The 25,770-nt window shown below is 63.8% G+C and carries 31 protein-coding genes; 18 read left to right on the top strand and 13 right to left on the bottom strand.

Translation table 11 applies throughout. The annotated features are described in order from the left end of the window. Positions 1 to 294: 294 nt before the first annotated feature. A complete protein-coding gene (locus tag AC1DW2_RS20835; RefSeq protein WP_477007084.1) occupies positions 295 to 1,323 on the top strand; it encodes a glycosyltransferase family 2 protein in 1,029 nt (342 codons plus the stop codon). Positions 1,324 to 1,329: 6 nt separating this feature from the next. Here the strand turns inward: AC1DW2_RS20835 and AC1DW2_RS20830 are convergent, their stop codons facing one another. Further along, positions 1,330 to 2,316, bottom strand: a complete 987-nt coding sequence (locus AC1DW2_RS20830) for a glycosyltransferase (protein ID WP_166105561.1) — start codon at positions 2,314 to 2,316, stop codon at positions 1,330 to 1,332. A 248-nt stretch (positions 2,317 to 2,564) separates the two neighbouring features. On the opposite strand from AC1DW2_RS20830, the gene AC1DW2_RS20825 reads away from it, so the two are divergent. The 3 genes from AC1DW2_RS20825 to AC1DW2_RS20815 all read left to right on the top strand — a co-directional run bounded on the left by AC1DW2_RS20825 (position 2,565) and on the right by AC1DW2_RS20815 (position 6,295). After that, the gene (locus tag AC1DW2_RS20825) at positions 2,565 to 3,632 is read left to right on the top strand and encodes a glycosyltransferase (RefSeq protein WP_477007083.1); all 1,068 of its coding nucleotides are present in this window, start codon (positions 2,565 to 2,567) and stop codon (positions 3,630 to 3,632) included. A 50-nt stretch (positions 3,633 to 3,682) separates the two neighbouring features. Then, positions 3,683 to 5,035 (top strand): O-antigen ligase family protein, encoded by a 1,353-nt coding sequence (locus AC1DW2_RS20820; RefSeq protein ID WP_477007082.1) that lies wholly within the window; start codon positions 3,683 to 3,685, stop codon positions 5,033 to 5,035. Positions 5,036 to 5,152: 117 nt separating this feature from the next. Continuing rightward, the gene (locus AC1DW2_RS20815; protein WP_477007081.1) at positions 5,153 to 6,295 is read left to right on the top strand and encodes a GNAT family N-acetyltransferase; all 1,143 of its coding nucleotides are present in this window, start codon (positions 5,153 to 5,155) and stop codon (positions 6,293 to 6,295) included. A gap of 21 nt (positions 6,296 to 6,316) precedes the next feature. On the opposite strand, the gene AC1DW2_RS20810 is transcribed toward AC1DW2_RS20815, so the two are convergent. Continuing rightward, the gene (locus AC1DW2_RS20810) at positions 6,317 to 6,856 is read right to left on the bottom strand and encodes an RBBP9/YdeN family alpha/beta hydrolase (protein WP_477007080.1); all 540 of its coding nucleotides are present in this window, start codon (positions 6,854 to 6,856) and stop codon (positions 6,317 to 6,319) included. A 122-nt stretch (positions 6,857 to 6,978) separates the two neighbouring features. Here AC1DW2_RS20810 and AC1DW2_RS20805 point away from each other — a divergent pair, with 122 nt between their 5' ends. Beyond that, on the top strand, positions 6,979 to 7,455 hold the full coding sequence (locus AC1DW2_RS20805) for an Lrp/AsnC family transcriptional regulator (RefSeq protein WP_014491880.1): 477 nt from the start codon (positions 6,979 to 6,981) through the stop codon (positions 7,453 to 7,455). Positions 7,456 to 7,568: 113 nt separating this feature from the next. Next, positions 7,569 to 8,453 (top strand): protein-L-isoaspartate O-methyltransferase family protein, encoded by an 885-nt coding sequence (locus AC1DW2_RS20800; RefSeq protein ID WP_477007079.1) that lies wholly within the window; start codon positions 7,569 to 7,571, stop codon positions 8,451 to 8,453. Between the two features lie 15 nt (positions 8,454 to 8,468). Here the strand turns inward: AC1DW2_RS20800 and AC1DW2_RS20795 are convergent, their stop codons facing one another. The 4 genes from AC1DW2_RS20795 to AC1DW2_RS20780 all read right to left on the bottom strand — a co-directional run bounded on the left by AC1DW2_RS20795 (position 8,469) and on the right by AC1DW2_RS20780 (position 11,035). After that, a complete protein-coding gene (locus AC1DW2_RS20795) occupies positions 8,469 to 8,603 on the bottom strand; it encodes a hypothetical protein (protein WP_477007078.1) in 135 nt (44 codons plus the stop codon). 128 nt (positions 8,604 to 8,731) lie between these two features. Beyond that, positions 8,732 to 9,331 carry an NAD(P)H:quinone oxidoreductase gene (gene wrbA / locus AC1DW2_RS20790; RefSeq protein ID WP_071909485.1) on the bottom strand — a complete coding sequence of 200 codons (600 nt, stop codon included), beginning with the start codon at positions 9,329 to 9,331 and terminating at the stop codon, positions 8,732 to 8,734. Between the two features lie 202 nt (positions 9,332 to 9,533). Continuing rightward, positions 9,534 to 10,232 (bottom strand): pirin family protein, encoded by a 699-nt coding sequence (locus AC1DW2_RS20785; protein ID WP_477007077.1) that lies wholly within the window; start codon positions 10,230 to 10,232, stop codon positions 9,534 to 9,536. 50 nt (positions 10,233 to 10,282) lie between these two features. Then, complete coding sequence (locus tag AC1DW2_RS20780; RefSeq protein WP_477007076.1) at positions 10,283 to 11,035, bottom strand: SDR family NAD(P)-dependent oxidoreductase; 753 nt, start codon at positions 11,033 to 11,035, stop codon at positions 10,283 to 10,285. A gap of 118 nt (positions 11,036 to 11,153) precedes the next feature. Between AC1DW2_RS20780 and AC1DW2_RS20775 the strand changes: the two genes are divergently transcribed. Beyond that, positions 11,154 to 12,092, top strand: a complete 939-nt coding sequence (locus AC1DW2_RS20775; RefSeq protein ID WP_028147962.1) for a LysR family transcriptional regulator — start codon at positions 11,154 to 11,156, stop codon at positions 12,090 to 12,092. A 129-nt stretch (positions 12,093 to 12,221) separates the two neighbouring features. Beyond that, positions 12,222 to 12,743 carry an REP-associated tyrosine transposase gene (locus AC1DW2_RS20770; RefSeq protein ID WP_477007075.1) on the top strand — a complete coding sequence of 174 codons (522 nt, stop codon included), beginning with the start codon at positions 12,222 to 12,224 and terminating at the stop codon, positions 12,741 to 12,743. A gap of 128 nt (positions 12,744 to 12,871) precedes the next feature. Here the strand turns inward: AC1DW2_RS20770 and AC1DW2_RS20765 are convergent, their stop codons facing one another. Beyond that, positions 12,872 to 13,129 carry a hypothetical protein gene (locus AC1DW2_RS20765; protein ID WP_441260912.1) on the bottom strand — a complete coding sequence of 86 codons (258 nt, stop codon included), beginning with the start codon at positions 13,127 to 13,129 and terminating at the stop codon, positions 12,872 to 12,874. A 148-nt stretch (positions 13,130 to 13,277) separates the two neighbouring features. Here AC1DW2_RS20765 and AC1DW2_RS20760 point away from each other — a divergent pair, with 148 nt between their 5' ends. Both AC1DW2_RS20760 and AC1DW2_RS20755 read left to right on the top strand, forming a co-directional pair. Further along, positions 13,278 to 14,264 carry a tripartite tricarboxylate transporter substrate binding protein gene (locus tag AC1DW2_RS20760; protein ID WP_477007115.1) on the top strand — a complete coding sequence of 329 codons (987 nt, stop codon included), beginning with the start codon at positions 13,278 to 13,280 and terminating at the stop codon, positions 14,262 to 14,264. A 95-nt stretch (positions 14,265 to 14,359) separates the two neighbouring features. Continuing rightward, on the top strand, positions 14,360 to 14,713 hold the full coding sequence (locus AC1DW2_RS20755) for a cysteine rich repeat-containing protein (protein ID WP_063985643.1): 354 nt from the start codon (positions 14,360 to 14,362) through the stop codon (positions 14,711 to 14,713). Between the two features lie 72 nt (positions 14,714 to 14,785). Here the strand turns inward: AC1DW2_RS20755 and AC1DW2_RS20750 are convergent, their stop codons facing one another. The 3 genes from AC1DW2_RS20750 to AC1DW2_RS20740 all read right to left on the bottom strand — a co-directional run bounded on the left by AC1DW2_RS20750 (position 14,786) and on the right by AC1DW2_RS20740 (position 17,081). Further along, complete coding sequence (locus tag AC1DW2_RS20750; RefSeq protein ID WP_477007074.1) at positions 14,786 to 15,652, bottom strand: adenylate/guanylate cyclase domain-containing protein; 867 nt, start codon at positions 15,650 to 15,652, stop codon at positions 14,786 to 14,788. A gap of 188 nt (positions 15,653 to 15,840) precedes the next feature. Beyond that, positions 15,841 to 16,308, bottom strand: a complete 468-nt coding sequence (locus tag AC1DW2_RS20745) for a YbaK/EbsC family protein (RefSeq protein WP_014491890.1) — start codon at positions 16,306 to 16,308, stop codon at positions 15,841 to 15,843. Between the two features lie 41 nt (positions 16,309 to 16,349). Continuing rightward, positions 16,350 to 17,081 carry a haloacid dehalogenase type II gene (locus tag AC1DW2_RS20740; protein WP_477007073.1) on the bottom strand — a complete coding sequence of 244 codons (732 nt, stop codon included), beginning with the start codon at positions 17,079 to 17,081 and terminating at the stop codon, positions 16,350 to 16,352. 533 nt (positions 17,082 to 17,614) lie between these two features. On the opposite strand from AC1DW2_RS20740, the gene AC1DW2_RS20735 reads away from it, so the two are divergent. Genes AC1DW2_RS20735 through AC1DW2_RS20725 form a run of 3 tightly spaced genes read left to right on the top strand, consistent with a single transcriptional unit; the run spans position 17,615 to position 19,411 of the window. After that, entirely contained in the window at positions 17,615 to 18,211 is a 597-nt protein-coding gene (locus tag AC1DW2_RS20735) for a superoxide dismutase (RefSeq protein ID WP_166083605.1), read from the top strand. Positions 18,212 to 18,215: 4 nt separating this feature from the next. Next, positions 18,216 to 18,875 (top strand): hypothetical protein, encoded by a 660-nt coding sequence (locus tag AC1DW2_RS20730; RefSeq protein ID WP_354113968.1) that lies wholly within the window; start codon positions 18,216 to 18,218, stop codon positions 18,873 to 18,875. 38 nt (positions 18,876 to 18,913) lie between these two features. Then, complete coding sequence (locus AC1DW2_RS20725; protein WP_071909493.1) at positions 18,914 to 19,411, top strand: GlcG/HbpS family heme-binding protein; 498 nt, start codon at positions 18,914 to 18,916, stop codon at positions 19,409 to 19,411. Positions 19,412 to 19,509: 98 nt separating this feature from the next. Here the strand turns inward: AC1DW2_RS20725 and AC1DW2_RS20720 are convergent, their stop codons facing one another. Then, positions 19,510 to 20,394 carry an amidohydrolase family protein gene (locus tag AC1DW2_RS20720; RefSeq protein ID WP_028147972.1) on the bottom strand — a complete coding sequence of 295 codons (885 nt, stop codon included), beginning with the start codon at positions 20,392 to 20,394 and terminating at the stop codon, positions 19,510 to 19,512. 329 nt (positions 20,395 to 20,723) lie between these two features. Between AC1DW2_RS20720 and ykgO the strand changes: the two genes are divergently transcribed. The 3 genes from ykgO (at position 20,724) to AC1DW2_RS20705 (ending at position 21,998) form a co-directional block, all read left to right on the top strand. Then, complete coding sequence (ykgO, locus tag AC1DW2_RS20715) at positions 20,724 to 20,849, top strand: type B 50S ribosomal protein L36 (RefSeq protein WP_006611362.1); 126 nt, start codon at positions 20,724 to 20,726, stop codon at positions 20,847 to 20,849. 107 nt (positions 20,850 to 20,956) lie between these two features. Continuing rightward, complete coding sequence (locus tag AC1DW2_RS20710; RefSeq protein ID WP_094184308.1) at positions 20,957 to 21,613, top strand: tetratricopeptide repeat protein; 657 nt, start codon at positions 20,957 to 20,959, stop codon at positions 21,611 to 21,613. Positions 21,614 to 21,737: 124 nt separating this feature from the next. After that, positions 21,738 to 21,998, top strand: coding sequence for a hypothetical protein (locus AC1DW2_RS20705; protein WP_063986708.1), 261 nt, complete (start codon positions 21,738 to 21,740; stop codon positions 21,996 to 21,998). A gap of 7 nt (positions 21,999 to 22,005) precedes the next feature. On the opposite strand, the gene AC1DW2_RS20700 is transcribed toward AC1DW2_RS20705, so the two are convergent. Then, on the bottom strand, positions 22,006 to 22,188 hold the full coding sequence (locus AC1DW2_RS20700) for a hypothetical protein (protein WP_063986707.1): 183 nt from the start codon (positions 22,186 to 22,188) through the stop codon (positions 22,006 to 22,008). Between the two features lie 329 nt (positions 22,189 to 22,517). Here AC1DW2_RS20700 and AC1DW2_RS20695 point away from each other — a divergent pair, with 329 nt between their 5' ends. Further along, on the top strand, positions 22,518 to 23,474 hold the full coding sequence (locus AC1DW2_RS20695) for an alpha/beta fold hydrolase (RefSeq protein ID WP_166083634.1): 957 nt from the start codon (positions 22,518 to 22,520) through the stop codon (positions 23,472 to 23,474). A 118-nt stretch (positions 23,475 to 23,592) separates the two neighbouring features. On the opposite strand, the gene cycA is transcribed toward AC1DW2_RS20695, so the two are convergent. Beyond that, on the bottom strand, positions 23,593 to 23,988 hold the full coding sequence (cycA, locus tag AC1DW2_RS20690; RefSeq protein ID WP_014491900.1) for a cytochrome c-550 CycA: 396 nt from the start codon (positions 23,986 to 23,988) through the stop codon (positions 23,593 to 23,595). A gap of 264 nt (positions 23,989 to 24,252) precedes the next feature. On the opposite strand from cycA, the gene AC1DW2_RS20685 reads away from it, so the two are divergent. After that, positions 24,253 to 25,746, top strand: coding sequence for an FAD-linked oxidase C-terminal domain-containing protein (locus AC1DW2_RS20685; protein WP_166083642.1), 1,494 nt, complete (start codon positions 24,253 to 24,255; stop codon positions 25,744 to 25,746). Positions 25,747 to 25,770: the final 24 nt, after the last annotated feature.

Raw genomic sequence — 25,770 nt, 5'->3', positions numbered from 1 at the left:
GCCGGGTTAATGCGGGCAGGCGTTAACTACTGCATTGTCCATGTTGGGCTGTTGTCCGCGTGATGGACTGCGAATTGCACTATCACATATGCAGGGATTTGCAGGAGAAACGCGCAAAAGCAGTTAAGCGTATGGAGGGCGGGAGATCGGCGGCGTTGCGCCGTCGCGAGCCTCGGGCCCGCCGTTCATTTTGGGGCTGATATGTCCCGCGGCGATGTGCCGTCGCAGGACAGCGCCGATTACTGCGCGATTGACGCAGGGCTTTTTCAATACATATCGGACATTTAGGATGCCATGACGCTGATCCCGACAGACCTTTCCGCCAGCCGGATCTTGGATGCCGTTCGCGATCCCAACCGGGAGATCGCGGCGAGCTCCCGCGTCATCGACCTGTCGGTCGGCATCGTCGTCTGCATTCCCTGCTTCCGCCGCCCGCACCATCTGCGGCTGACGCTGGATTCGCTCGCGAGCCAGCGCACTCCGCGCTCCTTCGCGGTGGTCATGGTCGAGAACGACGCGGCGGGGCGCGAAAGCGCGCCGGTTGCCGCGGAGTATCTGGCCGACGGCCGGCTCCAGGGCGTTTGCCTGGTCGAGAAGCGGCAGGGCAATTGCCAGGCGATCAACGCCGCCTTCGAGACGGCCCAGGCACTGTTTCCCGCCGCGACCCGCTTCCTGATGATCGACGACGACGAGATCGCTTCGCCCGACTGGCTCGAGCTGATGGTTCGCACCGCGGAGGCGACCGGCGCCGACGTGGTCGGCGGGCCGGTGCTGCCGGTCTTCGACGACGACAGCAAGCCCTGGCTGGCACGTCATCCCGCCTTCCGCCCCGCCTATGATTACAGCGGCGCGGTGCCGCTGATCTATGGCTGTGGCAACTGCCTGATCACGCGCGCGGCGTTCGAGCGGTTCGATCGTCCCGCCTTCGACCTGCGCTTCAATTTCCTCGGCGGCGGCGATTGCGATTTCTTCGTGCGGTGCCGCGATGCCGGCATGATCTTCCACTGGACGGCAGAGGCGGTCATCACCGAGACCGTGCCGCAAAGCCGCACCAGCCTCGGCTGGATCGCCAAGCGCGGCCTGCGTATTGGCGCCATCAATTATCGCGTGCAGTACAAGGCCGCACAAAGCGCGCCCGCGCGGTCGCGAGTGTTCGCGCAGATGCTCGGACGGCTGCCGCTGTCGCTGGTGCGTTCCGCTCGTCTGCTCGCGACATCGAAGGCCGTCGTCGCCATGCATCCGGCGCTGGTCGCGCTCGGCTCCATGCTCGCGGCGTTCGGCTTCGCACCGAAGCCCTATGAAGCCTCGAAAATCGTGTCGTGACGCGGGTTAGATGCCCAAACGGGCGAGGGCGACCCTGACCGCGGCGCGGGGCAGCGATTTGAGCGAGCGCCGGCCGACCATCCCGAGATAAGCCAAGGCGTCGCGATATCTGCCGAAGCGGACCGCCTGCATCGCCGAATAGGTGACGAGATGGACCTCGGCGGCCTGGCGCAGCCCGGCCGCCGTACCCTCGGGCAGTCTTGCCAGGATCAGCCCATCGTCGAACACCCGCGCGATCGCAGGGAAGAAGTCCTTCGGCGTCCGCACGGCCGCATTCATGGTGTTGGCGGTGTGCAGGCGATAGTCGAGCAGGAGCTTTGGTGCGAACTCGAACTCGCCGATAGCGGCGAGGCGGCACCAGCAATGCCAGTCCTCGCAATATCTGAGGGACGTGTCGAAGCCGCCGATGGCGCGGAAGGCCTCCGCACGTGCGAGCGCGATGCCGCCATTGACGATGAAATTGCCGGCCGCGAGCCGCGCCAGCACGTCGCCGGACGGCTTGCGGCGTCCCTTCAGCAGGCCCCGGCGGCCGATCTGCCGTCCCTCGCTGTCGATCGTGTTGTAGTCGCCGTAGACGAGAACCGCGCGCGGAGCATTGCGGGCTGCCGCCAGCAGCGCCGCGACCGCACCGGGGCGCAGGCGGTCGTCGGCATCGAGGAAGAGCAGCCATTCGCCGCTCGCATATCGTGCTCCGAGATTGCGCGCGGCGGATACGCCGGCGGAGTCGTTGGTCATCAGGCGCAACCGCGGGTCACGAATGGCGCGGACGATGGCCGTGGTGGTGTCGCTCGAGCCGTCATCGACGACGATCACTTCGGTGATCTCGCCTTGCGCCAGCGCGCTGGCGAGGGTTTCGCCGATATAGGCCGCAACGTTCTTGGCGGGAATGACGACGGACACCGATGTGGTTGAGCCGGCCGGCAGCGGGAGACGCGGCGCCGGAACGACGCGCGAGGTAGCCGGCAAATCGAGAACATCTTCGGCGGTGATCAGGGCCACGGCTCGCCTTTAAGGGTCTGTTAACCAGGGCGCATCTGCCGACTGGCATTGCGATCAATCGCGACATTGGCCCGCCGCGAATGATACTCGCATTACGGCCAAATCGTTGCCGCGAAGGCCTGCGTGTTTCTGGTTTCGTAGATTAGCGTTAAGCCGCGGGCATTAAGCCTGTCGCAGATTTGGAAGAGTGCGACAGCCGGTCCCATGCGAGAATGCCGACCTGTTTGCCGCGGATGGATCTAGTGCCCGCAAAGACGTTCGAACACGACCCCGATGCCATCGTCCTCAACCTCTTCTACGAGGACAAGGACGATCGCTGGTTTCCCGGCGACCGGCATCTGCGGCGCATGGCGCGTCGGATGCTGCTCGGCGAGCCGCGCATGAGCGGGCAGCTTCGCGTGTTCCTCAATCTCTGCGCAGGGCTCGACCGGCTCGGCATCCGCTACCGCGTCAACGACTACGGCTACATCGCGCAGCATCCGGACGAACTCGCCTGCATCATCGGCCGCACCTTCCTGCTCGACAAGTTCGCGTGGAAGAATCCGATCCTGCTCGGCGTCGCCGCCCATAATCATCCGCTGGACGATCCTGATCTGTTCAAGCGGCTGCCGGTGAAGAAGGTCGTGGTGCCCGGCCCTTGGTACGTCGACATGTACCGGCCGTACTGGCCCGACACGGAGGCCTGGCCGATCGGAATCGACACGGATCTCTGGGCGCCGTCGGCGCCGACGCAAAAGACCGTCGACGTCCTGATCTACGACAAGGTCCATTGGGACCGCGAGCGCTATGCGCCGGAACTGATCGAGCCGGTCCGCGCCCGCCTCCTCAGGGAGGGCCGCTCGTTCACGGAATTGCGCTACGGCAGCTACAAGGAAGAAGACTATCAGGCCGCGCTGGCGCGCTCGCGCGCGATGATCTTTCTGTGCCAGAACGAGAGCCAGGGCATCGCCTATCAGCAGGCTCTGTCCTGCGGCGTGCCGGTGTTCGCCTGGGACCCTGGCGGCCCGTGGCGGGACCCGGATTATTATCCGCACCGCGTCCAGTTCGCACCGGTGTCGTCGGTGCCGTATTGGGACGACCGCTGCGGCGCCAGGTTCATCGACATCGCGGGGTTCGAGGCGGGCTGGGACAGTTTCTGGGCCGGCTGCACCGCTGATGCGTTCGATCCGCGCGGCTTCGTGCTCGACAATCTCACGCTGGAGCAGCGGGCGCTGCAATACTACGAGATCGCGCGGAGCATCGTGCGGCCGCAGGCGGCAACGCAGGCCTCGGGCCTATTGGTTGACGGATGCTTAACAAGGATGGGCTAGACCCAAAGCTTCCCCGGCTTCACCACCTGCCTTGAGCCATGGATCGAAGCATGGATCGCAGCGCCGCTGACATGACCGACGTGGAGACCCGAACGCTGGGCCGCGTCCTGCACGATGGGCTCGCGGGGCTGAATGCCGCGCAGGCGGCGCGCTGCCTCGTTGCGGTTGCGGCGCTGCTGCTGGTGCTGATCACGCTCGATCCGTTTCCTGACCTTCGCAACGAGGATGTGACCACGGTCGTCGGCGGGCGCATGGCGCTCACCTATATCTCCTGGGGTCTGCTGGCTGCGGTCGCGATGCTGTTCGGCGCCGCCACCGGTGCGCCTGCGCTGAAGAGCCTGGTGACGCCGCTGCATCTTTGCCTCGTCGGCTGGCTGTTGATCAACATCGTCTTCTCCGAGAGTCGCGGCGTCTCGATCCAGCGCTTCGTGCTGGCGGTCAGCGTGACGTCGCTCGCCGTGCTGTTGCCATTGCTGCCGCCGACACAGCGGACTTTCAACCTGTGCCTTGGCGGCGCCGCGCTCGTGCTGCTGGTGCTGTGCTATCTCGGCGTCTTCCTCGCGCCGCAATATTCGATGCACACCGCGCTCGATCTCACCGAGCCGCAGCTTGCCGGCGACTGGCGCGGCAGCTTCGGCCACAAGAACATCGCTTCGCCGGTGATGACCATCCTGGTCTATGTCGGTATTTATCTCTGCGGCGTCGGCTCGTTCGTGATGGGTCCCGCGATCGCCGCGCTGGCCGGCATCTTCCTGATCTTCACCGGCGGCAAGACGTCGACGGTGCTGTGCCTTGCGATCTACGCGCTCGCCTCGCTGGTCTATGTCACGCCAGGCCTGTGGCTGAAGCGGGTCATCTGCTTCGTGCCGCTGATCGTGATGAACCTGCTGACGGTCGGTAGCGTCTTGAGCCCGGCGCTCGGGGCGCTGACGCGGCTGCTTCCCCTCGATCCCACCTTCACCGGCCGTTCCGCCATCTGGGAATTCGCGCTCGCGGCCGTCGCCGAGAAGCCGATCATCGGTCACGGCTATGCGGCGTTCTGGGACGACGTGACCGCGCGGCAGACCGCTCAGGGGTCCGAATGGGCGACGTCCGCGGCGCACAGCCACAACAGCTATCTCGACCTCGCGGTCACCATCGGCTTGCCGGGGCTGGTGCTGGTGATTCTCGTCTTCGTGCTCGCACCGCTCGGCAATTTCCAGTCGGCCCAGGCTCACAACCGTAGCCGCGCGCTGGCAAAACTGTTCCTTACCGTATGGCTGTTTGGCCTGTATTACGGGGCCACCGAGACGTTCCTGCTCGAACGGCAGAATCCGATCTGGTTCATGTTCGCGCTCGCAGTGGCTGGCCTGCATTTCCTCGCCAGGTTCCAATGCGTCGAACAGACGGAACCGGAGCGTTGACAGCTTGTCGCAGCCGGAGCGATAGTGATGTTGGCTTAACGATAAGCCGTTACGTCACTTGTGGTCTGCGACAAACATAATCTATCTGGAAACATTCAGTAATCGCATGCCCCGCGGATGACGTTTCTCAGCGTCGAGCAACCAGATGGTCTTGTGTCCAGCACGTCGGGAATCGCTGTCGATTTCGTGCGTGACTGGCGGCAGGCCGCATCGCGCCTGAGCGCGGGGCATCGCACCGCATTCCAGCACGGTTACTGGCTCGGCGCATGGTACGAGGCGTTTCACGACTTTGCACCGCTGATCGCATTGATCTCCGATGCCGCGACCGGCAAGGACATCGCGGTGGTGCCGATGATCAGCCATATCAGGCGCGGCATCCGCATCGTCGAATTCGCTGACCTCGGCGTCTCGGACAACAACGCGCCGATCCTGGCGCTCGATGCGGCGTTGGACGCTGCGGCGACGGATGCGATCGGCAAGGCGCTGGTCGACGCGGTGCGCACCTTGCCCGACCGCTTCGATCTGCTGCGGCTGAAGAAGATGCCGGCCCATGTCGGTGGCAAGCCGAACCCGCTGGTGTCGCTCGGACCGATCGGATCCTGCTCGCTCAACGGCAATCTCGTGCTGACGGGCGACGACTATGAAGCCTACCGGGCCTCGATCAAGCGCATGCAGATGCCGCGCTGCTGGCGGGTCTTCAGCCGTCATGCCGGCGCGCGGTTCGAGATCGCCGCGGATGTCGCGCACGCGCGCGAGCTGTTGGACGTGATGGATGTCCAGCAGCAGGCCCGCATGCGAAAGCTCGGCTCGCGCTTCGTCCTCAACGACGACGCTCATGCCCGATTCTATCGCGAGGTCGCCCGCCAGGGTATCGCGGAAGGCTATGCCGTCATCTCGGCGTTGGTCTGCGACGAGGCCGTCGTCGCCACCACGTTCGGCGTCAGGTTTGGTGCGAGCTATTTCCTTCTGCGCATCAGCCACGCCGGCGATTCATGGTCGAACTGCTCGCCGGGGCTGCTCGTCACCGAGCGTACCATGGCGGCGCTGCATGCAGAGGGCGTGCGCCGTTTCGATCTCAGCATCGGCAACCAGGACTACAAGCGCCGCTTCGGCGCCGCGAAGGTCGCATTGACCGATGTCAGCATCGCACTGTCCTGGCGCGGCGCTCCCTATGCATGGCGCGACCATGCCGCGCAGAACCTGCGTCGCTATCCCAGGCTCGCCGCCTTCGCCAGCCGGGCGATACGCAAGATGCGGTGACGGAGGCCGTCCGTACCCGCGTCATCTCGAAAGGCCGGCACTGAAGGCGTCCAGCAGCGCGCGACCCTGCGGCCAGTCGCCGAGCCCGCTCGACGCATTGACGTGGCCAAGGGCGCCCAGCACGATCAGACCGGACATCCAGGCACGCGCCCGCTGCTGCGTCTTATCGAGCCTGCCAAAGGGATCGTCGGTGCTGGCGATGATGAGCGAGGGGAAGCGCAGCGTACGGTCCGGCGCCGGCTTGAACGCGGCCGCCTCCGCGGGAAAATTGGCGCCATCGGGATCGGGCACCGCGACCAGAAAAGCACCCGCGATCGTGGATGGGAAGCGCGTGGCCCAGTGCGCCACCAGCAGGCAAGCGAGGCTGTGTGCGACCAGCACCGGCGGCTTCGCGCAGCGCCCGACCGCCTGCTCCAGGGATTGCTCCCAATCGGCGAGCTCCGGCCGGTCCCAGCTCGCCGGCTGAAACCGCGTGAAACGTGTATCGTTGCGCTCCCAGAGTGTCTGCCAATGAGTTTCTGCGGAGCCGCCGAGGCCGGGCAAGGTGATGATGTCGTGCATGATCGTCCCGTGATATCTGAGATGCACGTACAGTGTGGCCGGTCTTGGTGCTGCGTCACATGGCAAGTCATCGGTGAAAGAGATCATCTGCCGATGATCTCAAGGTGGAATGGAGAATTGTCTTGGATCGCTTCGGAAGCATTGACACCAAGGATCTGAAGATCCTGGAGGCATTGCAGGCCAATGCGCGCGTGCCGCTGTCCGAGCTCGGCCGTTCCGTCGGGCTGTCTCAGCCGGCCATCTCCGAGCGCGTGAAGCGGCTCGAGGAAGCCGGGATTATCGAAGGCTACGGCGCCCGCATCAATCCGCGCGCGCTAGGGCTCGGCCTGATGGCGCTGGTCCGCCTGCGCACCTCGCATGAGCACATCAAGACCTGCCTCAAACGGTTCAGCGAGATTCCGCACATCGTCGAAGTCCATCGCGTGACCGGCGATGATTGCTTCGTGCTCAAGGTGCTGGTTCCGGCGCCGGAAGATCTGGAGACGATCGTGGATCGTATCGCCGGCTTCGGCGCTGTGACGACCTCGCTCGTGCTGCGGAGCGAGCCGGCGCGACCGATCGGTAAAGACCTCATCAGGAAGAAGACCGAACGCGGTTGAGGCGTGGCCCGCGCGATCGACACGTCACCGGGCTGTCACAAAGCCTTCGATTGCGCCGAGCTTCGATGAACGCGCGCGTTGTGCTATCGTCGTCTCCGCTTTCCGGAGGCGACATGGAAGATCGTTCGGCAAAATATCGCGCATTCTATGCGCAGTTGATCTGCGCCGCAGCCAAGACGACGGATCCCCGTATCGAGCAGGCCTTTCGCACGGTCAGGCGCGAACCCTTCGCCGGACCCGGACCATGGTCGATCTCCGTCGGTGGCCATCCCTATGTCGTGACGCCCGACGATGATCCTGCCTTCCTCTATCAGAACACGCTTCTGGCGCTGGATCCGGCGCGCGGCCTCAATATCGGGATGCCCGGCGCGCACACCTTTTGGCTCAGCGGCTGTGGCGTGCGGGAAGGCGAGACGGTGATCCAGATCGGCGCCGGCAGCGGCTACTACACCGCCATTCTCGCCGAGCTCACGGGACCTTCGGGCCGTGTCCATGCCTATGAGATCGACGAACGCCTGGCGGCACTCGCGCGCGAAAATCTGAAACACATCCGGCATGTCCAGCTGGAAGATCGCTCGGGCATCGCGTCCGATTTACCGGGCGCGGATGTGATCTATGTCTGTGCGGGCGCGGCGCAGCCGGCCACGCAATGGCTCGATGCGCTGCGGCCCGGCGGCCGGCTGGTGTTTCCGCTGGCGCCGGAGGGCATGCTCGGTGGCATGTTGATGATCACGCGCCCGGACGAGGGCGCGGTCTGGCCGGCGAAATTCCTGAGTCGAGCCCAGTTCATCGGCTGCGCGGGACTGCAGGACGCGGATGCCGGCCGGCGATTGGCCGAGGCGTTCGCGAAAGGATGGGAGAGCGTACAGTCGCTGCGCAGAGGCGGCGCTCCGGACGAGACGTGCTGGTTTGCCGGTGAGGGCTGGTGGCTTTCGACGGCTGCAGCACCCGTTCCGACGGATTCAATCAAGCCCCACGCCGACCTCACGCAGGCGTGACGGATCGCTCACGCCTTACGATTTGGCGCACCCGGCGCAATGCAGCCGGCCGCGCGAGGCGCGGAACAGGCTGCGGCAATACCAGCGCCGCGCCAGTGCTTGCGCAGGCCTGCGGATCATCTGCGCGATCAACAAGAGTTCGAAAGCCATTCGTATCGCTTTGGTCAAATATCCCGACCAAGTAGATGGGGCGGCGCTCCCGAATGAGAACGCCGCCCCCGTCGCATCAGCCATGCAGTCGTTCGTACGTAAAGCCTAACTGCGCTCAGCCATGAAGTTCAGCCATGAAGTTTCCTGGCGGTCTCCGCGATCTGGCGGCCCTGGTAGCGTGCGCCGGCGAGCTCGTTGGCGCTGGGCTGGCGGCTGCCGTCGCCGCCGGTGATCGTGGTGGCGCCGTAGGGGGCGCCGCCGGTGACCTCGTCGAGCTTCATCTGGCCGGCAAAGCCATAGTTCAGACCGACCACGACCATGCCGAAATGCAGCAAATTGGTGATGATCGAGAACAGCGTCGTCTCCTGGCCGCCATGCTGGGTCGCGCTCGCGGTGAAGGCGCCGCCGACCTTGCCATGCAGAGCGCCCTTGGCCCAGAGTCCACCGGCCTGGTCCAAAAAGTTCGCCATCTGCGAGGCCATGCGGCCGAAACGGGTGCCGGTGCCGACGATGATTGCGTCGTAATTGACGAGGTCCTCAATCTTGGCGACGGGTGCTGCCTGATCGACCTTGTAATAGGACGCCTTGGCGACTTCGGCCGGCACCAGCTCGGGCACGCGCTTGATGTCGACGGTGGCGCCGGCCTCGCGCGCGCCTTCGGCAACAGCGTTGGCCATCGCTTCGATGTGGCCATAGGCGGAATAATAGAGGACGAGAACTTTGGTCATGGTGGTCTCCGTTGGGATCGATGTTGACTGTTTGTGGGGGACGTCATGCCCGGGCAGAAGCGCGAAGCGCGTCTTCGCGCTAGATGTCCCGGGCATCCACGTTCTTGTGCGCCCATGGTGGGGCGTGGATGGCCGGGACATAGGCGAGCGGAAACGACGCCGTCCTTCGGACGGCTATGCCCGGCCATGACGAAGCGCGTTGTTAAGCCGCGTCGACGAGCACGAGCTCGGAGTCTTCGAGCGCCGTGATCTTCAGCCTGTCCTCGTCGCGGATCGCGGCGCCGTCGCGGGCGTTGACGCGCACGCCGTTGATTTCGACCGCGCCTGCCGCCGGCACGAGATAAAGGTGGCGCGACTTCTGAGCTGAATACTCCGCCGTTTCGCCGGCCTTCAGTGTGGTCGCCAGCACCCGCGCATCGGCGCGGATCGGCAAGGCGTCCTTGTCGTTCTCGTCGCCGCTGGCGATGGTGACGAGCTTGCCGGTGCGGTCCGCCTTCGGAAACGGCTTCGAGCCCCGGGTCGGCTGGCCGCCACGCGCGGTCGGTTCGATCCAGATCTGGAAGATCCGGGTCTTGGTCGGCTCCAGATTGTATTCGGAGTGGCGAACACCGTTGCCGGCGCTCATCACCTGCACGTCGCCCGCTTCGGTGCGGCCCTCGTTGCCGAGGCTGTCCTGATGGGTGATCGCGCCCTCGCGCACATAGGTGATGATTTCCATGTTGGCGTGAGGATGGGCGGGAAAGCCGGTGTTCGGCGCGATCTCGTCGTCGTTCCACACCCGCAAGGCGCCGTGACCCATGTTGTTTGGATCGTAGTGACTCGCGAAGGAGAAATGGTGCTTGGCCTTGAGCCAGCCGTGATCGGCGCCGCCGAGCTTTGCGAACGGTCTGAGTTCGATCATCTGCGTAATTCCTTTGTGTGATCCTTTGGGTTGAACGGGTGGCGCCTGGATCAGGCGCCGAACCCGCCGTCGACGTTGAGCACCGTGCCGGTGACGAAGGATGCTTCCGGGCTTGCGAGGAACACGACGCCGGCGGCGACTTCCTCGGGGCGGCCGAAGCGCTGCAGCGCGTGCTGCTTGCGCTGCGTCTCGGCGAACTCGCCGCCGTCCTTCGGGTTCATGTCGGTGTCGATCGAGCCGGGCTGCACCACGTTCACGGTGATGCCGCGCGGGCCGAGGTCGCGTGCCGCGCCCTTGGTGTAGCCGACGACGGCCGCCTTGGTGGCAACGTAGTCGGCAAGCCCCGGGAACGAGGCGCGGTCGGCGAGCATGGAGCCGACGGTGACGATGCGGCCGCCTTCGCCCATCAATTGCGAGGCAGCGCGGATCGCCGCGATCACGCCGTGTACGTTGATGGAATCCTGCCGCTCGAGCGCGGCCGTGTCAGCCTTCGCATCGTCGATCGCGCCGCCCGAGGCAACGCCGGCATTGTTGACGAGGATGTCGAGATGGCCGAATTCCTTCGCGACGTCGTTGACGAGCTGCGTCACGTCCTTGGCCGAGGCCTGATCGGCCTTGAATGCGCGGGCCTTGACGCCGCGGGCCTTGAGCTCGGTGACGACCGCTTCGGCCTTTTCGGGCGAGGCGACATAGCTGATGGCGACATCCGCACCTTCATCGGCGAGAGCGCGGGCCGATGCCGCGCCGATGCCGCGCGAGCCGCCGGTGACGAGGGCAACCTTACCTGAGAGCTTCTTGGTCATTGGATTTCTCCATTTCCTGAATGTCTGATGACCCTTGGATAAGCCTCCGCCTGTGGTATAGAAATAGAAACTGTTGAAACGCATTGTTTCCCAGAATACCCCAATTGGACCGACGCACATGGCAAAACTCCCCGATTTCGAGGCGCTCGCGATTTTCGCAAAAGTCGTGGAATTACGGTCGTTTGCAGGGGCCGCGAGCGAGCTCGCGATGTCCAAGGCAACGGTGTCCAAGGCGGTCACGCGGCTGGAGGAACGACTCGGCGCCCGGCTGTTCAACCGCACCTCGCGGCGGCTGGCGCTGACCGATGCCGGGCACAAGCTCGCCGAACGCGCCACGCGCCTGCTCGTCGACGGCGAGGCGGCCGAGAACGAGGCGCTGGCGCAATCGGTGGCGCCGCGCGGCCTGGTCCGGCTCGCCGTGCCCATGACGTTCGGGATCAAGGCGGTGGCGCCGCTGCTGCCGGAGTTCTTCGAAACCTATCCGGAGGTCTCGGTCGATCTGCATCTGAGCGATGCGACGATCGATCTGATCGGCGAGGGTTTTGACATGGCGGTGCGGATCGCGCGTCTGCCGGACTCTTCGCTGATCGCACGGCGGCTCTTCACCATGCCGCGCTTCACGGTGGCCGCGCCGTCCTACCTCAAGAAACATGGCCGGCCGACGCATCCGATGCATCTCGCCGAACACAAATGCTTCAGCTACGCCTATCTCTCCACGCCCAATGTCTGGAACTACACCAATTCGGCAGGCGAGCAGGCCAGCGTCCGTCCGGGCGGACAGCTTCGCGTCAACAACGGTGAAGCGGTGATGCCGGCCCTGATCGCCGGCCTCGGCATCGCCGAGCTGCCCGAGTTCATCGTCGGCGAGGCGATTTCGTCCGGCGAGGTCGAGGTGATCCTGAAAGACTGGAAGCAGGCTGAAGGCGCCGTGCATCTGGTGACCCCACCCGGCGGCCCGCGCCCCGCACGCGTCGAGGCGCTCGGCGATTTTCTCGCGGCGAAGCTGCCGGGCACCTGCAAGCGGCGGCCGAAGAAAGGTGTCAACAAAGCGGGGTAGATCCCTTGGTGGGCACGGCGCGTTGCGCCTTTGCCCACCCTACGTGATCTCGCTAGTCTATCCTGCAAACGGCTATCGTAGGGTGGGCAAAGCGAAGCGTGCTCACGCCTTTGCCTGATGGGATCGCAGATGTCTCGATATCGGCGCGCACAGGGCAGCACATTCTTCTTTACGGTCGTGCTCGCCGATCGTTCAAGCACTCTGCTCGTGGGTCATGTTGATCGCCCGAGGCGAATTTACCAGACTGACCAGCAGTGCCGTCCGTTCGAGACGGTCGCAATCTGTATCCTGCCCGACCATCTCCATGCCATTTGGTCGCTTCCAGACCGCGACGTCGATTTTTCGTCGCGGTGGAATCTGATCAAGGGCGGCTTCTCGCGAGGGTTAGAACCGCAAGAGCGCTCCGCGAGTAAGCTGCTCAAGCGCGAGAAGGGCATTTGGCAGCGCCGCTACTGGGAGCACGCGATTCGAGACGACGTGGACTTGGAGCGCCACGTCGATTACATCCACTTCAATCCAGTGAAGCATGGCCTCGTCACGCGTGCGCGCGATTGGTCCCTCTGCAGCTTCCATCGCTACGTCGACCAAGGCACTCTCCCCGTGGATTGGGGACGGGATATGCGGCATATCGCGGGGCAGTTCGGAGAATGATGGTGGGCACGGCGCGCGAAGAGCGCGCCTTTGCCCACCCTACGAGATCTCGCTCGTCGATCCTCCGCACAACTATCGTAGGGTGGGCAAAGCGAAGCGTGCCCACCATTTCAGATTACGACTTCCGATCACGACACCTTCACGCCGTCGATCGCGACAATGCGCAAGGCTGGCTTCAGCGTCCCTTCCAGCTGCGTCTTCAATTCGTGCACGCGTGGGTCGGTCGAGCGTGCCGCGCAGGCGGCGTATTGATGGACCGATTGCGCCAGGGCACGCCGCGCTTCCGGCGTTCGCGTCAATTCGGGCTTCGAAAGCCGTATGACGATCGCTGCGAGATTCACCAGCATCTCGTCCAGGGCGACGTCGATGGTCGCAAGATTCCGCATCACTCACTCCCTCAAGAGGGCAACAGCGGGTTCACGGATGCGTTCCTGACAGGGCCGGACATGGTCAATGCTTCGTTAATGCCTTGTTCTTGCCGCGTGGCACGCTAGGCTGGCGAAACAAAAGAAAATCGGGGGCGAGGGGACTATGATGGATCGACGCGATCTCTTGCGCGCCGCTGCGGCATTGCCGTTGTTGCGGGCTGCTTTACCTGACAAGGCCTTCGCGCAAGCCTATCCGGTGCGCAACATCACCATGATCGTGCCGTTTCCGGCCGGCGGCCAGGCCGATCTCGCGGCGCGCCCCGTCGCGATGGCGCTGGAGCGGATCCTCGGCAAGCCCGTCATCGTCGACAACCGCGCCGGTGGGGGCGGCGGATCGGTCGGCAATGCCGCGGCGGCGCGTGCAGAGCCCGACGGCTACACGCTGCTGATGACGCTGTCCTCGCTCGCGGTGCTCCCCGAGGCCGACCGTCTGTTCGACCGACCCGTCGCCTACGAGGTCTCGCAGTTCATGCCGATCGCGCGCGTCCTCGCCGATCCCACGCTGCTCGCGGTGCCGGCCTCGTCGCCGTGGAAGACGGCGCAGGATTTTGTCGAGGATGCGAAGAAGCGCCCGGGCCAGATCACCTACGGTTCGTCCGGTCCTTACGGGACGCTGCATGTCGCGATGGAGATGTTCGCGAGCAGCGCCGGCATCAAATTGCTGCACGTGCCGTTCCGCGGCGCGGGCCCGGCGCTGACCGCGCTGCTCAGCGGCACCGTGCAGGCGATAGCAGCCGCGCCCGGCACGCTGAAGCCGCAGGTCGACGACGGCAAGCTGCGCGTGCTCGGCACTTGCGGCGCACAGCGCATCTCGAGCTTCCCCGACGTTCCGACCTTCCAGGAGCTCGGCTACAAGGACGTCGAGATGTACATCTGGGCCGGGCTCTTTGCACAGAGTGCGCTTCCTGCGCCGGTCGCGAGCCGCCTGCGCGAAGCGATGGCGCAGGTGATGACGAGCCCGGATGTGCTCAGGAGCTTCGAGGCCTCGGGCAGTCTGGCCGCCTATCAGGACGCGCCGGCATTCTCGCAATTCGTGGCGACGGACAGCGCACGGCTGATCACGGCGGTGAAGAGGATCGGCCGGGTGGAATAGGTTCCCGTCGCACTTTCACATTTTTTTGTTGGTTCAGAACCTGACCGCGTCTCATTGATTGAAGACAAATCAAGGAAAGCGAGAAGGATCGGGACATGCGAACAGAGCGAATTGCGCTGGGTCTGGCGCTTGCAGTCAGCGGCATCGTCGCGCAGGGCGCGGCATCAGCCCAGGACTATCGCGGCACAATGGAACAGCAGATGGCGTGCACGCCGGATGTCTGGCGCCTGTGCAGCGACCAGATTCCGGATACGAACCGCATTGTGGCCTGCCTGCAGCAGAACACGCCGCAGCTTTCGAGCGCGTGCCGGGCGGTGTTCCAGTCGAACAACCAGGCCCAGCCGCAGCAGCCGGTCCCGCGCGGCCGGTCTGTGCCGCCGCCGCGCTACAACAATGCGCCGCCGCCTGTCGCCGCGCCACCACGTCCCTATGATGATGACAACGACTAGCGCATGATCCGGAAAAGTGTGATGCGATTTTCCGAAGAGGTCATGCTCAAGTCATAACCTGAAGCGACCGTCTCACTCCCGACTCGCTTGGCGCTCCCGCTTGCTGTTCGGCTCGGGTCGCTGCCGGAGGGCTGTCCGCAAGAGGGCACCGAAGAGCAATGCTGCGACTGGCCAATGGAACCAGATCTTGTGCATGCCGGTGAAAACGTTGATCAGAATCAGAAAGCCCGAAACCGTGAGGGCCACTGCAACCGGGCGGGGCAGCTTCGCCAGCCAATCCGCGACGAAGCCCATCCAGGTGGATGGCTCGTGCCTGCTGTCAATCCATCGCGCGCCAGTTTCCGAATCTGCAACTGCCCGCCCCTGGGGAGGGAGGCTTTCGTCAACCGGGAAGCTCCGTCGCCCAGCGCTTTGGCCGCTCATGGCCACGCGATAGCTGGTCATGGGAGCAACGTTCTTCATTGGTCGCTGGCCGAGACAGTCGAAGCCAACGGACAATTTGTTGTGCACCTGATCGTAGACGGAGCTTGAGATCACGACGCCGCCGGGTTCGGCGAGCTCTTGCAGCCGTGACGCGATATTGACCCCGTCGCCATAGATGTCGGACCCGTCCACCATCACGTCGCCGAGGTTGATGCCGATGCGAAACCGCATCGGGTTCGCGTGAGGTGGGTCCGAATCCTGGTTGGAAATTTCCTGCTGAATTTCGACCGCGCATTGCACGGCCTCGACGACGCTGGCGAACTCGGCGATCACAGCATCGCCCCAGGTATTCACGATCCGGCCGTCATGACGCTCCACCAGTCCCGCAAAGGCAGTGCGGTAGCGGCGCAGCGTCTCCAACGTTCCGGTCTCGTCTGCTTCCATGAGGCGAGAATAGCCCTGCACGTCAGCGCACAGGACGGTGGTCAATCGTCGTTTCACCTTGTCGTCGGCCATGGTCCGTATGCTAGCCTTCCTGACCGGCAATTGCATCAGGCATCGCATCTGGCGCCATCGCGGTTCAACGACCGGTCGTCCAGTCCCGAAACCGTCATAACCGTGCAACGAATGCGGTCAGCCAGGTGCCAAAGCCGACCTGAGGCCGCCCTCCGCGCCACGATTCATGCGTACAAGCCAGAGCCGCCTTAAGGCCTGTGCTCGCAGACGTCGACCCATTCGGCCGCGGTGAGCTCCGCCATCCGCTCGGGCGTGATGCGCACGGCGCTGTGGGTCGAGCCTGCGGCGGGTACCACCACGTCGAACGCCTTCAGCGACACATCGCAATAGATCGGCAACGGCGACTTCAGTCCGAACGGGCAGACGCCGCCGACCTCGTGGCCGGTGATCTCGGCGACCTCTTCCAGCCCCAGCATCTTCGGCTTGCCGCCGAACGCAGCCTTGACCTTCTTGTTGTCCATGCGCGAGGTGCCGGCGGCGACGATCAGGATCACGCGTTCCCCGATGCGCAACGACAGGGTCTTGGCGATCCGGCCGGGCTCGACGCCATAGGCTTCGGCGGCCAGCGGCACCGTGGCCGAGCTGATCGGGGATTCGATGACGGAGATGTCGGGGGCTTTCTCGGCGAAGAAGGCGCGAACGGATTGAAGGCTCATTCCAAACAGCTCATTCCAAACTCATGGGCGGGCGGCGATGCTTAAGCGATCGTTGGCAGTTCCGAGAGCGCGCGGACACGATGATCCGGCGCGAACCCAAGCTCGTCCATCTGGGTCCGGATCGCCTTGTACATCGTCAGCGGTGCCACGAGTTCGTTCTCGACGCAAGCCAGCGCCATCGCCTCGGGCGTCACACGTTCGATCCAGGCCACGTTCAGCCCGAACGACTTCGCGCCCGCGACGTCCCAGGGGTTGGACGAGACGAACAGAACCTCATCCGGCCTGGTGCCGAACACCTCGCCGATCAGCGTGTAGGCCTCTGGAGACGGCTTGAAGACCTTCTTCGCATCCACGCTGATGGTGGCATCGAGCAGACGGTCGAGCCCGGAATTGCGCACGAGCGCATTCAGCATGTCCGGACTGCCATTCGAGAGGATGGCGAGCTTTCGCGGCTTCAGCGCGGCAAGCGCGGCGGCTGCATCGGGGTAGAGATCGAGATCCAGGTATTTCTCGATCACCCGCTCGAACGCTTCGCCTTCGTAGGCGAGCCCGAGCAGGCGCAGCGTATAGGCGAGCGAGTCGCGCGTGACGGTCGCAAAATCCTGGTAGCGCCGCATCAGCGAGCGCAACCAGGTGTATTCGAGCTGCTTGATCCGCCAGACCTGGGTGATGATCTCGCCATAGCCCGGAAACGCATCCTCGGTGATCTCTGCGACCGACTGGATGTCGTACAGCGTTCCGTAAGCGTCGAAGACGACGGCCTTGATGCTCATGGCTCGCTCCTTTGGGACTTTGCGGTGGCGCACGGACAATACCGAAACGGCCCGGTACTCGACAAGGTCGGAACCTTCTTCAAACAATCGTCACCCCGTCGACCTCGCGCAGCAGATTGACACTGCCGCCGGCAGGCGTTTAATTCAGGGTACGGGGATTTGCGATCTCCCCGCGAGGCGACATGCCCAAGTATCGCGTCCTGGTCACCAAGGACGCCGCATGTCTTCTTTCATCTCGATCTCATCAGAGAAATTGTCCCGTCAATTGGTGCCGCCAGCGCGCCGACCCTCGTCGATGTCCGTATCGACAAGGGCCGCGCGGTCTATTTGCGCACTCGACAAGACGGCGAGCACCAAGAGCTAGCGAGCACACGGGGCGAGTCGGGGACGACGATGACGTGGAGGACTCCATGACGACGAATACCGACCGCCGAGACTTCATCAGGGGCGTGGGGGCCGCCGCGGCATCGACCGCAATACTCGCGGGGACGCAAGCCCTTGCGCAAGCCAATCAGCCAACAGGAGCCAGGCCAATGACGTACCAGCCCAAGCCGATGCCGTTCGATCCGAAATCCATTGCCGGCATCTCGGAGAAGGTGCTCGTCAGCCACTACGAGAACAACTATGTCGGTGCCGTAAAGCGACTCAACGCAATCGGAACGCAACTCGCCGAGCTCGACTTCGCGAAAGCTCCGAACTTCGTCATCAACGGCCTGAAGCGCGAGGAACTCGTCGCGTCAAACTCGATGATCCTCCACGAAATCTATTTCGACGGGCTCGGCGGTGCCGGCAAGCCGAGCACACCACTTGCCGACGCGATCGCGCGCGATTTCGGCAGCACGGAGCGGTGGCGCGCGGAGTTCTCCGCCATGGGCAAGGCCGAAGGCGGCGGCTCCGGCTGGGTGATTCTTTCTTACTCGCCGCGCGACAAGCGGCTGGTCAATCAGTGGGCCGCCGACCACACGACGACGCTGGCCGGCGGACGCCCAGTACTGGTGCTCGACATGTATGAGCACGCCTATCACATGGATTATGGCGCCGCGGCCGCGAAATATGTCGACATCTATATGGAAGCGATCAAATGGGACAACGCTGCAACACTGTACGATCAATACAGGCGGGAAGCTTAGAGCCGTGCAAAAAACGAGCGTAGCGCTCTTGGGGGCGGCGTTGTTCCTATTGTTGGTGGAAGGAAACGCGATGGCAGAAACTGTAAATTTTGACAACGCAGCAACCGGCGCAGCGCCCGAAGGCTGGACTCTGACGATGACGGGTCGTGGCCAGCCCAAATGGACGGTCGAGGTGGAGTCTACGGCGCCAAGCAAGCCGAACGTCCTGAAACAATCCGGTCAGGCGACGTTTCCAGTGGCGCTCAGGAGCGGCACCAGCATCCTAGACGGGTTCGTCGAGGTCAAGTTCAAGGCGATCGCAGGCTCCGAGGATCGTGCGGCCGGTATTGTCTGGCGCGCAAAGGATGCCGACAATTACTATGTCGTGCGGGCCAACGCGCTTGAAGACAATGTTGTGCTCTACAAGACGATCAAGGGTGTTCGCAGCGCGCTCGATATTGTCGGCCGGAAGGGCGGCTATGGCGTCAAGGTATCGGTGCCGTCAGGTCAATGGCATTCCCTACGTTGCGAATTCGCGGGAAAGCTATTCAAGGTGACGTATGACGGCAAGCCGATGTTCGAGGTCGAGGACGAATCGATCAGGGACGCCGGCATGATCGGCTTGTGGACCAAGGCCGACAGTGTCACCGTATTCGACGACCTGACATACGGTGCGCTGAACTAGGTTAACATCGGCGTCGACCCGCTCACGTCGGAGAAACCATGCTCGCTCGAACCCTGCTTGCGGCCACCGTCCTGTTGATGCTCGCGCACCCGGCAATGGCGCAGGAGCCGCTCGCGACCTACAAATCCCTGAGTCCCGAGCTGGCGCTTGATCTGGCCCGGGCATCGCTTGGTGACTGCCGATCACGCGGGTATCAGGTCGCCGTCGCGGTCGTCGATCGCTTCGGGGGGACACAGGTGATCCTTCGTGACAGGTTCGCAGGTGCTCACACCGTTTCAACGGCCTCGGGCAAGGCGTGGACCGCAGCAACATTCCGTACCAGCACCACCGAACTGAATGCCGTCAGCCAACCTGGCATGATGCAGGCCGGTATCCGCAATCTCCCCGGCACGGTCATTATAGGTGGCGGATTGATTGTCGAAGCGGGCGGTTCGCTGGTCGGAGCCGTCGGTGTGTCTGGGGCGCCCGGCGGTGATGCTGACGAAGCCTGCGCCAGGGCCGGAATCGACGCTATACGCGACAAGCTGGAGTTTTAGGGCCGCCTTGCCCGCCTCAGCGAGGCCTTGAGCGCCTGAGCGTGAGGGCTTCGGCAACCGGTCGAAGCCCTCAATGCGCCGTGGCGATGAGTACGCGGCTAGATCCCCAGCAGCCTGCGCGCGTTGGCCTTCAGCACCTTCGGCCGGATCTCGTCGCGGATCTCGATCTTGGCGAAGTCCGACAGCCAGCGGTCCGGCGTGATCACCGGCCAGTCCGAGCCGAACAGCATCTTGTCCTGAAGGATCGAGTTGATATAGCGCACCAGGATCGGCGGGAAATACTTTGGCGACCAGCCCGAGAGGTCAATGTAGACGTTCGGCTTGTGAGTCGCGACCGACAGCGCTTCCTCCTGCCAGGGGAAGGAGGGGTGGGCGAGGATGATCTTGAGGTCGGGGAAGTCAGCCGCGACGTCGTCCATGTACATCGGGTTGGAATATTTCAGCCGCATGCCCATCCCGCCGGGCATGCCCGAGCCGACACCGGTCTGGCCGGTGTGGAACAGCGCGATCGCGCCGCCATTGTTGATCTCTTCGTAGAGCGGATAGGCCATGCGGTCGTTGGCGTAAAAGCCCTGCATGGTCGGATGGAATTTGAAGCCGCGGACGCCGTATTCCTCGATCAGCTTGCGCGCCTCGCGCACGCCGAGCTTGCCCTTGTGCGGGTCGATCGAGACGAAGGGGATGAGGACGTCGAGATGGTCGGAGGCGATCTCCAGCATCTCCTCATTTTTGTAGCGGCGGAAGCCGGTCTCGCGCTCGGCATCGACCGGAAAGATCACCGCGGCGATATTCTTGGAGCGGTAGTAGGCCGCGGTCTCCGGCACGGTCGGCGGATGCTTGTGCGGCGACTTGAAATAGTCCGCCATCTGCGCCTGGAAATCGTCATAGCCGTCGTCGGGATGGGTGCCGCAGGGCTCCTCGGCGTGGGTGTGGATGTCGATGGCGACGACATCGTCGATGTTGGGCAGCTTCAGCTTCGGCATTGGTTTCCTCCCGACGGGTTGACGAATTGATTATATGATATAACGAATTTGGCAAGGCACGTCGTCGAAGCGAAGCCCCATGTCGACAAATGCGTAGATCGGGCCGATCCGGCCGTTTCTACTTGCTTTCTACTTTGCATGGGGTTGTTTTCCAGAATTTGCTGGTCCGGAACCGGGCAGTTAACATTGACATCCGGTCCTCCCATGCCTTAAGAACCGCCCCGTCCCGGGCGGTCGGTCCGCCAGCGGGAAAGATCTCATTTTGCCACATTCGCGCGTGCCGAAACGGTAGTGCCGAACACGGCCTTTCGAACGTTCAGGATTCTGCCATGAAGGTCCGTAACTCGTTGAAGTCGCTGCGCGGTCGCCATCGCGCCAACCGCCTGGTCCGCCGCAAGGGCCGGGTCTACGTGATCAACAAGGTGCAGCGCCGCTTCAAGGCTCGCCAGGGCTGATATTGCCCTCGCGGTCGCCTCACGCGCGCCCCGCAAGACCACGGCTCACACGACTTTGACGCCGCCTTTGCTTTGCAAGGGCGGCTTTGCGCGTTTAGACTTTGCGCATGGCAGTGAGATTCCTGGCAGTGAGCTTCCCTTTCGCGCGCACCCTGTGTCTGGCCCTTGTGCTGGGCGCCACTGGCCTTACGCCAGCCCTGGCGCAGAAAGAGCTGCCTGCCCCTCCCGGCAAGGAACAGAAGAAGCTGCCGGAGGCGCCGGCCAAGCTGCCCAAGGTCGACCGCAGCAAGAATCTCGATTTCCTGTTCGGCGCGCTGAAGGCCGCGCCCGACGAGGCCAGCGCCAAGCATGTTGAGGCGCGGATCTGGGCGATCTGGATCCAGACCCCGAGCGACACCGCATCGCTGCTGATGGCGCGGGCCAAGACTGCGGTCGACGCGCAGAAGATCGACATCGCGATCAAGCTGCTGGATTCGGTCATCAAGCTCAGGCCCGACTACATCGAGGCCTGGAACCGGCGCGCCACGCTCTACTACATGCAGAATGACTACGGCCGCTCGCTTGCCGACATCCGCGAGGTGCTGATCCGGGAGCCTCGCCATTTCGGCGCGCTCGCAGGCCTCGGCATGATCATGCAGGAGGTCGGTGACGAGAAACGTGCGCTCGAGGCCTACCGCAAGGCGCTGGCCGTCAATCCGCACCTCGAGAAGATCCCCGAGCAGGTCAAGGCGCTGACCGAGAAGGTCGAAGGCCGCGACATCTAGCGGACAAGTTGATCATTTCCCGAGTGATTGCGGCGTGCGCGGATTAACCACGATCACACGTGCGGCGTTCTCAGGGGTATTGTTGAAGCGCGCGCAGGCCTACCTGCATGGCAGGAGCACGGCCATGAAGCGTTTGATCTTTGCAGGTGTATTGCTGCTCGCGTCGGGCTCGATGAGCCTCGCCGACGGCTTGTTCTGGGTGGTCGGCAATCGCGCCACCGGCAAATGCAACATCGTAACCAGCAATCCCGTGATCATCGGCGACATCTGGTTCGGCGACGGTCCCTACACGTCCAGGGCCGATGCCAAGCTTGCCCGTTCGACGATCCGCGCCTGCCCTGCGGTCACACCCGACGAGGAAAAGGACGAGGACGGAACGAACTAGCCTGCACTTAGTGCAGGACGCTACCGGCGCGCTCGACAAGGCCGTGATCGGCGGCCGCGGCGTAAGCCTTTGCAAGCTCCGTCTCGAGATGCTCGTTGATCAGAAGCAGTGCCCGCACTGCACCGCGCAGGTCACCGTTGCAGCTCGCCACGATCTCGTCGATCGCAGTGTCTTTGGATCTGAAGCTCATCGACATTCTCCGGTTCAAATCAGGACAAATCCTGCCGGCCTTTCCCGCATCCCCTTGGAGTTTGCGAGGAGGATCGGCGCCCACCCGCGCCTAGATGGCGGAACCGACCGTGGCGATTATATGGAAGCCGCGATGACGACTGCATGAAGCTGGTCCGAGGCTTGCGCGCTGCGGGGAATGCCATTGATTTGGCTGCCTTTTTTCATACTCGAATTATGCACATATCCACAGCCCCGGCTTTTCAAGTGGAGCGCCGGGTTCCACGGAGCGAAACTGCCGCCCGCTAGTCTCGTAACTGCCAGGTGCCCTGGATCGTCCGGATTCTCTCCATGATCGTGATGTCAGTCGTGACCGCGCTGGTGCTGCTGGCGCTGGCCACGCAGGCCGGCGTCCTCGCCGTGCAACGCGCCTTTCCGCCTCAGGGCCGGATGGTCGAGGTCGACGGCGCTGTGCTTCATGTCGTCGATATCGGTCCGCGCGGTTCAGGCATGCCGATCGTGATGCTGCATGGCGCGAGCTCCAATCTCGAAGCGATGCGGCGTCCGCTCGGCGACCTCCTGGCCAAAGACCATCGCGTCATTTTGATCGACCGTCCCGGTCACGGCTGGAGCCCGCGGATGCGGCGGCGGGATTCGACGCCGCAGATCCAGGCCCGGATGATTGACGAGGCGCTTCGTAAGCTCGGGATCGATCGCGCGGTCTTCGTCGTGCATTCCTGGAGCGGTGCGCTCGGCGCGCGGATCGCGCTCGATCATCCCGGCCGTGTCGCCGGCCTCGTCATGCTGGCGCCGGTGACCCACCCCTGGCGCGGCGGCGTCGGCCGCTACAACGAGATCGTCGCAACGCCGGTGATCGGCCCGCTGCTCGCCTACACCATCACGCTGCCGATGGGGTATTTCGTTGCCGAGGCCGGCGCGCGCAGCGTCTTCCTGCCGCAAATCATGCCGGACGGCTTCGTGCAGGACTCCGCGACGCCGCTATTGCTGCGCCCGCGCGAGTTTATCGCCAATGCCTACGACCTGGTGACGCTGAAGGAAGCGGTGACGGCGCAGGCTGCGCGTTATGGCGAGATCAAGGCACCGGTCACGATCATCGCTGGCGAGCCCGACAAGACGGTGAAGACCGCCATCCACGCGCGTCCCTTCGCCGCGATGGTGCCGGGTGCCAAGCTGATCGTGCTGCCCGATCTCGGCCACATGGTGCAGAACGCTGTGCCGGATCTGGTGAAGACGGAGATCGAGACGATGATCGGGAAAATCGCCCCGGCGCAGGCGGCCGCCGATTAAAGCGTTTTAGAGCGAAGTGGATACCGGTTCGCGTGAAGAAAACGCGTCAAAACAAGAAGCCCGAGATTCGGTTCTGACTCAATCAGAACCGAAGCTCGGGCGGCCGCCGTTGACGCGCTTACTGCTTGATTTTCCCGTCCTTGTCGAACTGCGCGACGAAGGCCCAGAGATTGTTGATCTCGTTCTCGTTCTTGATGCCCGCGAACGCCATCTTGGTGCCGGGGATCTTGGCCTTGGGGTCCTTGATGTATTCCTTGAACGTGGCTTCATCCCAGGTGATGCCGGAATTCTTGTTCGCATCCGAATAATTGTAGTCCGGCGCGGTGCCTGACTTGCGGCCGTTGAGGCCGTTGAGCTCGGGGCCGACCTTGTTCTTGGCGCCTTCGCCGATGGCGTGGCAGGCCAGGCATTTGTTGAACGACGATTTGCCGGCCGCAACATCCTGCGCCATCGCGGCGGGTGCGGTGGCAGTCACGGTGAGGATCATCAGTGCGCCAAAAGTCAGTTTTGTCATCGGGTGCTCTTCGTCTCTTCCCTGGTGGGTCTAGGCTGGTCGGTCTTGCCTGGTCGGCAAACGACGGACCCGCCGGTTTTGGCAGGCCCGCCCGGCTTGGACAAGCCGCGAAACCATGACAGGTTTCATGCTGCCCTACTTGTCCCAGAGCGAACTCGCTGAAGATGGCCGCTCCGACTTTCGGATGGCCTACCCAAACAGGCGCGGACGTGGTTGATTTGCCGCGACAATTTGATCGTGGGCTACGAGTCGGAAGGATATGTTATGGCCATCATGATGCCCGCGAGCGACCAGACCGTGCTGGCGCGCCGCGCTGAGATCGTGGCTGCATTGCGCGCAATCGTGCCCGGCGAGGGCGTGATCGACAGCGCCTCCGAGATGCGGGCCTACGAATCCGACGGGCTGACGGCCTATCGGCAACCGCCGATGGTCGTGGTGCTGCCCGACACCACCGAGCAGGTCTCGCTCGTCCTGAAATATTGTGCCGGGCAGGGGATCAAGGTGGTTCCGCGCGGCTCCGGCACTTCGCTGTCCGGGGGCGCGCTGCCGCTGGAAGATGGCGTGCTGCTCGGCCTCGGCAAGTTCAAGCGGATCCGCGAGATCGATTTCGACAACCGCGTCGTCGTCACCGAGCCCGGCGTCACCAATCTCGCCATCAGCCAGGCGGTCGCGCATGCCGGCTTCTACTACGCCCCCGATCCGTCCTCGCAGATCGCATGCTCGATCGGCGGCAATGTCGCGGAGAATTCCGGCGGCGTGCACTGCCTGAAATACGGCATGACCACCAACAACGTGCTCGGTTGCGAGATTGTCCTGATGAGCGGCGAGATCCTGCGCATCGGCGGCAAGTCGGCGGAGAATTCGGGCTACGACCTGATGGGCGTCATCACCGGCTCGGAAGGGCTGCTCGGGGTCATCACCGAAATCACGGTGCGCATCCTGCAAAAGCCGGAGACGGCGCGGGCGCTGATGGTCGGCTTCGCGCAGGTCGAGGCGGCCGGCGAATGCGTGGCGCGCATCATCGGCGCCGGCATCATTCCCGGCGGCATGGAGATGATGGACAAGCCGGCGATCCACGCCGCCGAGGCCTTCGTTCATGCCGGCTATCCGCTCGATGTCGAAGCGCTGCTCATCATCGAGCTCGACGGTCCCAAGATCGAGGTCGACGAGCTGATCACGCGCGTCGAGACCATTGCGAATGCCTGCGGCTCGACCACCTGCCAGATCTCGACCTCGGAAGCCGAGCGCAATTTGTTCTGGGCCGGCCGCAAAGCCGCGTTTCCGGCCGTTGGCCGCATCTCGCCCGATTATCTCTGCATGGACGGCACGATTCCCCGCGGCGCGCTGCCGAAGGCGCTGGCGCGCATCCGCGAGCTGTCGGAAAAATACCAGCTCGGCTGCGCCAACGTGTTCCACGCCGGCGACGGCAATCTGCATCCGCTGATCCTCTACGATGCCAACAAGCCCGGCGAGATCGAGCGCGCCGAAGCCTTCGGCGCCGACATCCTGCGCGCCTGCGTCGAGTTCGGCGGCGTGCTCACCGGCGAGCACGGCGTCGGCATCGAGAAGCGCGACCTGATGCCGGAGATGTTCACCGAGATCGACCTCAACCAGCAGCAGCGCCTGAAATGCGCTTTTGACGCGCAGGGCCTGCTCAATCCCGGAAAGGTGTTTCCGACCCTGCATCGCTGCGCCGAGCTCGGCCGCATGCATGTGCATGCCGGCAAGGTGGCATTCCCGGACATTCCGCGGTTCTGACGGTCGGATACCCGGCATGGCGGC

Source organism: Bradyrhizobium sp. P3_C3 (genome assembly GCF_056402655.1).
Note: the sequence above shows the minus strand (reverse complement) of the source record. Positions and strands in the feature narration are given on the sequence as shown.